The following is a 10,944-nucleotide window of genomic DNA, read 5'->3' on the forward strand; positions in this document are numbered from 1 at the left end:
GTCGAGGCCGTCCTCGACTGGGCGCAGCAGGGGCACGAGCGGGGAGGCGCGCCGCACGTGGCCGCCGCCCGCTGCCTGCTGGCCGTCGCCGGGCCGGAGGACCGCCCCGCCGTCCTCGCGGCGGCCCGCAGCGGTCCCCCCGGCGCGCGCGCGGCCTGCCTCCACTACCTCGCCCAGACCGGCGACCCGGCCGCGCTCGACCTGATCGAGGCCGCCGCCGGTGACGACCGCGACGTCGCGGAGGCCGCCGTCGCCGCCTTCGAGCGGATGTGCTCCGTCGCCGCCGTCGACCGGGCGCGCGGCTGGGCCCACCGCCCGGACGCGCTCGGCTCCGCGGCCGCCGGGGTGCTCGCCGTCCGGGGCACCGCGCAGGACGCGCCGCTCGTCCTGGGCGCCCTGCGCGAGACCGTGCGCGCCGAGGGCCCCGACGCCCCGGCCCTGTGGACCCTCGTCGACGGCACGGGCCGCCTCGGCATCGCCTGCGCGGCTCCGGTGCTGCGCCACGTCTACCGCGAGACGGCCTCCTCCCAGCTGCGCGGCCGCGCGGCGCGCGCCCTGGCCGCCACCGACCCCTCGTACGCCACGGGCTTCGCGTTCGAGTGCCTCTGGGACTGCGAGGAGACGACCCGCGAAATCGCCGCGCTGCACGCCGAGATGGGCGACGCACGCGTCGCCGAGCGGCTGCGGCGGCTGGCGGCCGACCCCGTCGAGGAGGACGAGGTGCAGCGCGCGCCCGCGCCCGCGGGCCTCCCTGGCGAGCCACCGGCGCACCCAGGTCTGGGTGCCGCAGTCGTGGACCACCACGCTGCGCCCGGCGCGCAGCAGGCGCCGCAGGCCCGCGTAGTGCGCGAGGCGCACGACGGGCCGGTAGAGGGCGTACGGGACGAGCGGCAGGCGGGCGGCCCAGCGCTCGCGGGCGTCCTGCGAGTCGACGCCGCCCCGGGTCGCGCGGCGGATGAGCGTGGACTTGCCGCTGCCGGGCAGCCCGGAGATCACGACGAGGTCGCCGTGCGCGAAGACGAGACCGTCCAGCGCCGCCTCGCCGGCGCTGCCCCGCAGGTCCCGCACCCGGGCGGGCACCGGCCCGTCCGGGTCCCGTCCCGGGGGCCGCCGCGCCCCCCGCGCCGTGCCCGCCCTCCGTGTCGCCGCCCGGTCCCCCACCGTCATGGCCGCCCCCTGTCGCGGTCGTCCCCCGGCCCCTCGCGGGCCCGCCCGCTCCGCGCCCGCTTTCAGCAAAGAAATGGTAATGGCGGCCGAGGTGTCCGCGGCAGGGCGCGCATGCGATGATGGCCGCGCCAACTGCATACAGGCCGTTTGAATCCGCGCGGGAGAGTTCCGGACACCTCGGGTGCTCCGGGCGCCGAAGGAGCAAGTCCCTCCCTTGAATCTCTCAGGCACCGATACCGCGCGGGCGAGGCAGATCTGAAAAGCGGGCCGCCGCGCGCGCCCCCACCCAAGGTGCAAGTCATGACCCGTGACTGGGCGGTCATGATGAACCTCTCAGGTTCCGATGACAGATGGGGAGGACCGTCCTCGCCCTTCATCCCCGGGAGCCACCGATGAGCCCGTCACCCCGCCGTACCGCGCTCGACGCCGTCCACCGCGCGCTCGGCGCGACCATGACCGACTTCGCGGGCTGGGACATGCCGCTGCGCTACGGCAGTGAGCGCGACGAGCACAACGCCGTCCGCACCACCGCCGGCCTGTTCGACCTCTCCCACATGGGTGAGATCACCCTGACCGGTCCCGGCGCCGCCGCCGCGCTGGACTACGCGCTCGTGGGCAACATCGGCGCGCTGGCCGTGGGCCGCGCCCGCTACACGATGATCTGCCGCGAGGACGGCGGCATCCTGGACGACCTCATCGTCTACCGCCTGGGCGACACCCACTTCATGGTCGTCGCGAACGCGTCCAACGCGCAGGTCGTCCTCGACGAGCTGACCGCCCGCGCCGAGGGCTTCGACACCGCCGTGCGCGACGACCGCGAGGCGTACGCGCTGCTCGCCGTGCAGGGGCCGAACTCGCCCGCGATCCTCGCGTCGCTCACGGACGCGGACCTCGACGGCCTCAAGTACTACGCGGGCCTGCCGGGCACCGTGGCGGGCGTGGAGGCGCTGATCGCCCGCACGGGCTACACCGGCGAGGACGGCTTCGAGCTGTTCGTGGCGCCCGCGGACGCCGAGGCGCTGTGGCAGGCGCTGACGGAGGCGGGCCGGGACGCGGGCCTCACGCCCTGCGGCCTGTCCTGCCGCGACACGCTGCGCCTGGAGGCGGGCATGCCGCTGTACGGCAACGAGCTGAGCACCGCGCTGACCCCGTACGACGCGGGTCTGGGCCGGGTCGTGAAGTTCGAGAAGGAGGGCGACTTCGTGGGCCGGATGGCGCTGGCCACGGCCGCGGAGCTGGCCGCCGTCAAGGCGCCCCGCAAACTGGTCGGGCTGATCGCTAAGGGCCGCCGGGTCCCCCGCGCCGGCTACCCCGTGGTCGCCGGCGACGCCGTGGTCGGCGAGGTCACCTCGGGCGCGCCCTCCCCCACGCTGGGGCAGCCGATCGCCATGGCCTACGTGGACAGCGCGTACGCGGAGGCCGGCACCGAGGGCGTCGGGGTCGACATCCGGGGCAACCACGAGCCGTACGAGGTCGTGGCCCTGCCGTTCTACAAGCGGCGGAAGTGATACTCCGTCTTCCATCGCGCCCGCCGCGCCCGCGGCGGGCGTCCACCATCCCCACCGGGCCGGTTTCCGCTGCCCCGACGCGTACAGGAGAATTCAGGACATGAGCAACCCGCAGCAGCTGCGCTACAGCAAGGAGCACGAGTGGCTGACGGCCGCCGAGGACGGCGTGTCGACGGTCGGCATCACGGAGTTCGCGGCGAACGCCCTGGGCGACGTCGTGTACGTGCAGCTCCCGGAGGTCGGGGCGACGGTGACCGCGGGCGAGACCTGCGGCGAGCTGGAGTCCACCAAGTCGGTCAGTGACCTCTACGCGCCGGTCACCGGCGAGATCACCGAGGTCAACCAGGACGTGTCGGACGACCCGTCGCTGGTGAACACGGCACCCTTCGAGGGCGGCTGGCTCTTCAAGGTCCGCGTCTCCGACGAGCCCGGGGACCTGCTCTCGGCCGACGAGTACACCGAGTTCGCCGGCAACTGACGCCACTGACGGCCATCGACACCAGGGACTGATCCGCTTTGTCTTCGCTCCTGAACACCCCGCTGCACGAGCTCGACCCGGACGTCGCCGCCGCCGTCGACGCGGAGCTGCACCGCCAGCAGTCGACGCTGGAGATGATCGCCTCGGAGAACTTCGCCCCGGTCGCCGTGATGGAGGCCCAGGGCTCGGTTCTCACCAACAAGTACGCCGAGGGCTACCCGGGCCGCCGCTACTACGGCGGCTGCGAGCACGTCGACGTGATCGAGCAGATCGCCATCGACCGGGTGAAGGCGCTGTTCGGCGCGGAGCACGCGAACGTGCAGCCCCACTCGGGCGCCCAGGCCAACGCGGCGGCGATGTTCGCGCTGCTGAAGCCGGGCGACACGATCATGGGCCTGAACCTCGCGCACGGCGGGCACCTCACCCACGGCATGAAGATCAACTTCTCCGGCAAGCTGTACAACGTGGTGCCCTACCACGTCGACGGCGAGAGCGGGCAGGTCGACATGGCCGAGGTGGAGCGCCTGGCGAAGGAGACCAGGCCCCAGCTGATCGTCGCGGGCTGGTCGGCGTACCCCCGCCAGCTGGACTTCGCGGCGTTCCGGCGGATCGCCGACGAGGTCGGCGCGTACCTGATGGTCGACATGGCGCACTTCGCCGGGCTCGTCGCCGCGGGCCTGCACCCGAACCCGGTGCCGCACGCCCACGTCGTGACGACGACCACGCACAAGACCCTGGGCGGCCCGCGCGGCGGCGTCATCCTGTCGACCGCCGAGCTGGCCAAGAAGATCAACTCCGCGGTCTTCCCCGGTCAGCAGGGCGGCCCGCTGGAGCACGTCATCGCGGGCAAGGCCGTCGCCTTCAAGGTCGCCGCGACGGACGACTTCAAGGAGCGCCAGCAGCGCACGCTGGACGGCGCGCGGATCCTCGCGGAGCGCCTGGGCCGCGCGGACGTCGCCGAGCACGGCGTCTCGGTCCTCTCCGGGGGCACGGACGTCCACCTGGTCCTCGTCGACCTGCGCGACTCCGAGCTGGACGGCCAGCAGGCCGAGGACCGGCTGCACGAGGTCGGCATCACGGTGAACCGCAACGCGGTGCCGAACGACCCCCGTCCCCCGATGGTCACCTCCGGCCTGCGGATCGGCACCCCGGCGCTCGCCACCCGCGGCTTCACCGCCGAGGACTTCACCGAAGTGGCGGATGTCATCGCCGAGGCGCTGAAGCCGTCGTTCGACCGCGCTGAGCTGGGCAGGCGGGTGGCGGCCCTGGCCGCGAAGCACCCGCTGTACCCCTCTTTGTAATCCGCGGCTCGCCGCGAGTTGCCGCATCGCCGGGGCATCGCGTCACACTGGGGTGTGGTGCGCGGTGCCCCGCCGTGCGCCGCGGTGATCCCGCGCACGCACGACGGCACCCCCGCCGCCCCACCGGGCTGCGGGGCCCACGATCCGGCGGACAACGGCGTCCGCCGACCAGCAAGGAGTTCCACGTGGCCATCTCGGTCTTCGACCTGTTCTCGATCGGCATCGGCCCGTCCAGTTCGCACACGGTCGGCCCCATGCGCGCGGCGCGCATGTTCGCCCGGCGGCTGAAGAACGAGGGCCTGCTGGTGCACGTGGCCTCCGTGCACGCCGAGCTGTACGGCTCGCTCGGCGCGACGGGGCACGGGCACGGCACGCCCAAGGCGGTCCTGCTCGGCCTGGAGGGCCACTCGCCGCGCACGGTGGACGTCGACCGGGCGGACGAGCAGGCGGAACGTATCTCCACAGAGGGCAGGCTCAATCTGCTCGGCGTCCACGAGATAGCGTTCGACGCCGGCAAGGACCTGGTCCTGCACCGCCGCAAGCGCCTCCCGTACCACGCCAACGGCATGCGGATCACCGCGTCGGACGCCGAGGGCGAGGTCCTGCTGGAGAAGACGTACTACTCGGTCGGCGGCGGGTTCGTCGTCGACGAGGAAGCGGTGGGCGAGGACCGCATCAAGCTGGACGACACCGTCCTCAGGCACCCCTTCCGCACCGGCGACGAGCTGCTGCGCCTGTCCCGCGAGACGGGCCTCTCGATCTCCGCGCTGATGCTGGAGAACGAGCTGGCGTGGCGCACGGAGTCCGAGGTCCGGTCGGGTCTGCTGGAGATCTGGCGGGTCATGCAGGCCTGCGTGAGCCGGGGCATGGCCCGGGAGGGCAACCTGCCGGGCGGGCTGAAGGTGCGGCGGCGGGCGGCGAACTCGGCGCGCCAGCTGCGGGCCGAGGGCGACCCGCACACGCACGCGATGGAGTGGATCACCCTCTACGCGATGGCCGTGAACGAGGAGAACGCGGCAGGCGGCCGCGTCGTGACCGCGCCGACCAACGGCGCCGCCGGCATCATCCCCGCGGTCCTGCACTACTACATGAACTTCTGCGCCCACGGCCACACGCAGCAGGAGCGCGACGACGACGTGGTCCGCTTCCTGCTCGCGGCGGGCGCCATCGGCATGCTCTTCAAGGAGAACGCCTCGATCTCCGGGGCCGAGGTCGGCTGCCAGGGCGAGGTCGGCTCGGCCTGCTCGATGGCGGCCGGCGCCCTGGCCGAGGTCCTCGGCGGCAGCTCGGAGCAGGTCGAGAACGCCGCCGAGATCGGCATGGAGCACAACCTCGGCCTGACCTGCGATCCCGTCGGCGGGCTCGTGCAGATCCCCTGCATCGAGCGCAACGGGATGGCGGCGGTCAAGGCCGTCACGGCCGCGAAGATGGCCCTGCGCGGCGACGGCAGCCACAAGGTCTCCCTGGACAAGGTCATCAAGACCATGCGGGACACCGGCCGGGACATGTCCGTCAAGTACAAGGAGACGGCCCGGGGCGGGCTCGCGGTGAACATCATCGAGTGCTGAGAAAAAGCCCTGACCAGCGTTTTTGCCTTTTAGCGCGGTCAGGGGCTTCTCCGCCCACGTCGCGGAAAGTTGCCTGGAACCCCTGAAACAGATGCGAAGGTCCCCGAGAAGTCCCTGAGACATCCCCCGGAAGGGGCTTTTGACCTGCGGGTTCGCGGCACGTGATCAACGCCGGATGTGCCGATCACCCACCAGGCGATGTATCGAATCGATCCCTTACCCCCGCTCAACGGGTGCCATTCGATACATGAACTATGCGGAAAACCCGCGCTTGGAGGAGCGGCTGGCCGGCCTCTCTCGCCCCCACACATACATTCACGACGGCGCAGGCACGACAGGCCCCGCTCTCCCCTCCTCCCTATCTGGCGCACTTGGTCAGGGAGGGGGAGATGGACGAACTGTCCCGTGGGGTGTACCGGCGGTCAGACGCCCCGGAGACGGCGTACGCGGATTTGCCGGCCGTGTGCGCACGGGCCCGTCGCGCCGTCGTGTGCGATGAATCCGCCCTGGCCCTGCACGAACTCATCGACGACATCCCCGCAGCAGTACACATCGCCGTGCCGCGCGGCACACGCCGGCCCACGATTCCCTACCCGCCGACCGTGGTGGCGCAAGACGCCGCAAAGACCTTCGACCTCGGTGTCGAACGGTTCGAAGCAGCCCCGGGAGAGACCGTCCCCCTGTACAACGCAGCTCGCAGCGTCGTCGACGCGATGCGCCACCGCAGCCGCCTCGGCGAAACCCTCGCCCTGTCGCGCTCGGCCGTTGCCTGCGCCGAAACGGGCGCGGCGGACTTGGCGAACTCCAGCACATCGCACGCGAGTTGGACGCCCTCTCCGTCGTCCGTCCCGCCGTGGAGGCGGTGCTCGCCTGATGGCCAACCCCACCCGCGACACCACCGCCGGCCGGGTCTACAACGACCTGCGCAACCAGGCCCGCCGCACCAGCCGGTCCACGGACGGGGTCATGGTCGAGTACATCCTCGAACGGTTCCTCTACCGCCTGGCCGTCCAGCAGTGACGGAGTCCACGTTCCAGGCAAGAGGAGCCGGATCCGTCGCCTCCCATCACATCGGGACAGCGTTAACCGACCGGTCCACGTTCTGACGGCTGAGTTGCCGAGCTCGGCGCGCGATCTTCAGGCACCTGACCGGCTCACCAACCTGCCGCCGCTCCCGCCGCCGGACCGGGCGCGGGCGGCGCACCGTGGGGTGAGCCCCGTGGCAGGCGCGATCGCGCCCGGCCGGAACGGAACGTCCGGTTCGCGCCCGGCCGGAGCGGACACACGAGGACGCGCCCGGCGCGCGGTCGAGCCGGGCCGGAGCGGGACGGGTGAGGACACGCCCGGCCCGAGCGAGACGCGCGAGGGGCGCGCCCGGCCGGGCCGGGAGGCGGCCGATGGGCCGGGGCGGTGGGAGACTCGTCGCCCGTGACCGATGACTCCGGCCCTCCCGGACGGTCCCCCCGGGGGACGGTTCGCCGAGGGTCGGGCCGCCGGCGAGCCGAGGAGCCGACATGTTCGTACTGATCCCGGGGGCCGGGGGCGCCGCCTGGTACTGGCACCGCGTGCTGCCCGAGCTGCGCGCCGCCGGTCACGAGGCGGTCGCCGTCGACCTGCCAGGCCCCGACGGATCGGCGGGGCTGAGCGCGTACGCGGACGCGGTGGCCGCCGCGGCCGGCGACGGCGGGAACGTCGTCCTGGTGGCCCAGTCGATGGGCGGCTTCACCGCTCCGATGGCCTGTTCCCGCATGCCGGTGGCCCTGCTGGTGCTGGTCAACGCGATGATCCCGCTGCCGGGCGAGACGGCGGGCGACTGGTGGGACGCGACCGGCTGGTCCGAGGCCCGCACGGCCGCGGCGGAGGCGGGCGGCTACCCGGCCGCGTTCGACCTCGACACGTACTTCCTGCACGACGTGCCTCCCGCGCTGGCCGCCGAGAGCGGGCGGCACGAGCGGGCCGAGGCCGAGGCGGCCTTCGCCGAGCCGTGCGCCATCGAGCGGTGGCCGGAGGTGCCCACACGGGTGGTGGCCGCGAGGGATGACCGGTTCTTCCCGGCGGAGTTCCAGCGCAGGGTGGCGCGTGAGCGGCTCGGTCTGCCCGTCGACGAGGTGCCCGGCGGGCACCTGGCGGCGCTGTCGCGGCCCGTGGAACTCGCGCAGGCGCTGGTCGCGTACGCCGACGCGTCGGTCTGAGCGGCGGGCGGGCCGGCACCCCGGGAGGGGGTCAGGACTCCGGGGGCGGCGGGGCCATCGCCCAGCGGATCGTCCCGACCACGGCCCGCCCGGCGACGCGCACAGCCGTCTCCTCCACCAGCGGGACGTACGGCAGCAGCAGCGGCATCCGCGCCCACAGCGGCAGCAGCCCGACGGCGCCCGCGGCGAGTGCCGCGTACGGCGGGCGGGCCGCCGGCGGCAGCGGCGGGTTCAGCAGCAGGAAGCGGGCCGCCTCGCGGGCCTGGCGGGTCGAGCGCAGTTCGGGGCGGTAGGAGCCGATCCGCTCGGCCAGCTCCGCCTGGTCGCGCGGGGGATCCGCGGCGCCCAGCGCCGTCGCGACGCGGGCCGTCTCGGCGACGTACGCGTCGTAGCCGGCCTCCGTCAGCCGCCGGGCCCCGTAGCGCCGGTGCGCGCGCAGGAAGCTGTCCACCTCGGCGACGTGCACCCAGGTCAGCAGATGGGGGTCGGCGGCCCGGTACGGCTCGCCCGACGGGGTGCGCCCCCGGATCCGCTCGTGGACGGCGCGGACCCGGTCCACGGCCTCCTGCGCGTCGCCCGACGTGCCGAACGTGGTCACGGCGAGGAAGGTGCTGGTGCGCTGGAGCCGCCCCCACGGGTCGCCGCGGTAGCCCGAGTGCCCCGCGACGGCCGCCATGGCCAGCGGGTGGAGCGACTGCAGCAGCAGCGCGCGGAGGCCCCCGACGAACATCGACGCGTCGCCGTGGACGGTCCGGATGGCACTGCCGGGTGGGAACCACCGCTCCCCCGGCGCGCCGTGGATGCGGGCGCGGGCCGCCTCGCCGCCGGGGCCCGCGACCCGCTCGAACAGCGTGCTGCCGAGCCGGTCGCGGACCCTTTCCAGGGCCGGGGTGCGCCGTTGCATGCCTCCATTGTCCGCCCGCCGGGGGCGGCCGGGGCCGGGCCCGCCCCGCGTCGCTCAGGCCGCGGTCTTGCGGACCCGGGCCAGCAGCGGCGGGGAGTGGTAGCCGGTCGAGACGCCGGACATCCAGCCGTCGAGGTCCGGCGCCACCGTCCTGGCGCCGCCGAGCTGCCACAGGGTGACGAGGCCGACCCCGCACACGACCGTGAAGATCAGGATGACCAGCACGCTGAGGTGGAAGCCGTTCTGCAGGGAGCTCTGCACCATGGCGAGGTGCAGCAGGACCGGCCCCACCAGGAAGGCGGCCTCCGAGCGCAGCAGCTCGACCAGCGCGAAGGTCGGGCCCAGCTGGAGCGAGGACACCGAGAAACCGGCGAGGAAGAGGCCGGGCGCCACGCCCGCGCCCGCTCCGTAGCCGAGGAACAGCATGGCCACGGCCACGATCGGAGAGGCGTTCGACGTCGTCGCGCCCAGCAGGATGCCCGCGCCGATCGCGACGCTGATGATGCCGGACAGCGCGAGGAACGGAGTGCCCCACGTCGTCACCACCCGCCGGAAGATCGCGGCGGAGATGATGATGCCGAGCAGCTGCGGGGCGATGAGCAGGCCGGTGCGCACGGGCGTGTAGTGGGCGACCTCCTGCAGGTAGAGCTGGACCAGTTCCAGCAGCGTGGTGAAGGAGGCGCCGACGACCATGGCGTTGAGCGTTCCGGTGACCGGGAGCGTGTTGCTGATGGGCCGCATCGGCATCAGCGGGGACGCCTTCTTGTACTGCCCCGCCACGAGCAGCGCGCCGAACACCAGGCCCACGGCCACCAGGACGATGAACACCGGCGAGCTGAACGACGAGCGCGACAGCCACGCCACGCCGAAGAACGGCAGGGCCGTCGTGCCGAGGGCCAGCGGGATGGCCGCCCAGTCGAAACGGGCCCGCCGGTTGGGCGGCTCGTTGCGTTCGAACGTCATGGCGCCGATCGTCAGCCCGACCGCGGCGAGCACGGCGATGGACGTGTAGAGCAGCCGCCAGCCGTTGTAGCTGCCGACGAGGCCACCGACGACGGGGCCGAGGGTCACCATGCCGAAGAGCCCGAGGCTGATGACGGCCGCGGTCGTCGGGATCCGGTCGACGCCGTGGGTGATGACGAGCGGTGGCAGCGCGGCGACCAGCAGCATGCCGGTGAACAGGCCCTGGAGGATCACGCCCGCCATGAACTGGCCGACGGTCTGGGCGCTGAGGGCGAGGACCGAGCTCAGTACGAAGCCGACCTCGCAGCTGATGTAGACGTGGCGCGCCGCCACCCGCTGGATGAGGTCGGCGGACGCGACGGCGCCGAACGCGTAGGCGGCGTTGGCCATGCCGGCGGCCACCTGGAGTTCGAAGCGGGTGGCGTCCAGTTCCCGCATCAGCACCGGCGCGAACAGCGTCAGCGATGTCGTGAGGATGAGGAACGGGCTCAGCGCGAGCAGGGCCAGGGCGACGGCGCCGGCGTAGTTGCCGGCCAGCGGCAGCCCGCGGCGGCCGGGACGCGCCGTGGGTGAAGTCGAAATGTCCGCCTCCGGGTGCACGAGATGGCCGTCGTCGCAGCCCGGGGCCTCGCAGGCACCGGCCCTCACGGCCGGTCGCGGACGCCCGGGATGCGGCGCTTGACGCTTGACGTCTGTCCTTGATGTCCAGATATCCAGATATGTCCGGATCGGCACTCAGCGTACGGGGACGGACACAGCCGCCGCATCCGTGACGCGCCACTCGGGGGACCGGCCCGCCCCGGGCGGCCGTCCGCGCCGGAGGCCGCGCGTGCGCCGGGGGCGGGCCGCCCGGCGGGGAGGCG

8 protein-coding genes, 2 pseudogenes and 1 riboswitch are annotated in these 10,944 nt (G+C 73.4%); of the genes and pseudogenes, 7 read left to right on the top strand and 3 right to left on the bottom strand.

Going from position 1 to position 10,944, the window contains the following annotated elements; all coding sequences use genetic code 11:
* Positions 1-732: pseudogene (locus L1885_RS15730) on the top strand (HEAT repeat domain-containing protein); the annotation flags it as partial.
* Here L1885_RS15730 and L1885_RS15735 read toward each other — a convergent pair.
* A pseudogene (locus L1885_RS15735) lies at positions 706-1,167 on the bottom strand (AAA family ATPase); the annotation flags it as partial. The pseudogenes L1885_RS15730 and L1885_RS15735 overlap by 27 nt on opposite strands.
* Positions 1,168-1,315: 148 nt before the next feature.
* Positions 1,316-1,416, top strand: a riboswitch (glycine riboswitch).
* Between the two features lie 143 nt (positions 1,417-1,559).
* Here L1885_RS15735 and gcvT point away from each other — a divergent pair.
* The 6 genes from gcvT (at position 1,560) to L1885_RS15765 (ending at position 8,214) form a co-directional block, all read left to right on the top strand.
* On the top strand, positions 1,560-2,675 hold the full coding sequence (gcvT, locus tag L1885_RS15740) for a glycine cleavage system aminomethyltransferase GcvT (RefSeq protein WP_235797743.1): 1,116 nt from the start codon (positions 1,560-1,562) through the stop codon (positions 2,673-2,675).
* 100 nt (positions 2,676-2,775) lie between these two features.
* Positions 2,776-3,153 carry a glycine cleavage system protein GcvH gene (gene gcvH, locus L1885_RS15745; RefSeq protein ID WP_235797744.1) on the top strand — a complete coding sequence of 126 codons (378 nt, stop codon included), beginning with the start codon at positions 2,776-2,778 and terminating at the stop codon, positions 3,151-3,153.
* A gap of 38 nt (positions 3,154-3,191) precedes the next feature.
* The gene (gene glyA / locus L1885_RS15750) at positions 3,192-4,454 is read left to right on the top strand and encodes a serine hydroxymethyltransferase (RefSeq protein ID WP_308117331.1); all 1,263 of its coding nucleotides are present in this window, start codon (positions 3,192-3,194) and stop codon (positions 4,452-4,454) included.
* A gap of 185 nt (positions 4,455-4,639) precedes the next feature.
* A complete protein-coding gene (locus tag L1885_RS15755; protein WP_235797745.1) occupies positions 4,640-6,022 on the top strand; it encodes an L-serine ammonia-lyase in 1,383 nt (460 codons plus the stop codon).
* 873 nt (positions 6,023-6,895) lie between these two features.
* Complete coding sequence (locus L1885_RS15760) at positions 6,896-7,042, top strand: hypothetical protein (RefSeq protein ID WP_235797746.1); 147 nt, start codon at positions 6,896-6,898, stop codon at positions 7,040-7,042.
* A 494-nt stretch (positions 7,043-7,536) separates the two neighbouring features.
* Complete coding sequence (locus tag L1885_RS15765) at positions 7,537-8,214, top strand: alpha/beta fold hydrolase (protein ID WP_235797747.1); 678 nt, start codon at positions 7,537-7,539, stop codon at positions 8,212-8,214.
* Between the two features lie 31 nt (positions 8,215-8,245).
* Here L1885_RS15765 and L1885_RS15770 read toward each other — a convergent pair whose 3' ends face one another.
* Both L1885_RS15770 and L1885_RS15775 read right to left on the bottom strand, forming a co-directional pair.
* Positions 8,246-9,118 carry an oxygenase MpaB family protein gene (locus L1885_RS15770; RefSeq protein WP_235797748.1) on the bottom strand — a complete coding sequence of 291 codons (873 nt, stop codon included), beginning with the start codon at positions 9,116-9,118 and terminating at the stop codon, positions 8,246-8,248.
* 54 nt (positions 9,119-9,172) lie between these two features.
* A complete protein-coding gene (locus L1885_RS15775) occupies positions 9,173-10,729 on the bottom strand; it encodes an MFS transporter (RefSeq protein ID WP_235797749.1) in 1,557 nt (518 codons plus the stop codon).
* Between the last annotated feature and the right edge of the window lie 215 nt (positions 10,730-10,944).

The sequence above is a fragment of the Streptomyces fuscigenes genome (assembly GCF_021556455.1).
GTDB classification, from domain to species: domain Bacteria; phylum Actinomycetota; class Actinomycetes; order Streptomycetales; family Streptomycetaceae; genus Streptomyces; species Streptomyces fuscigenes.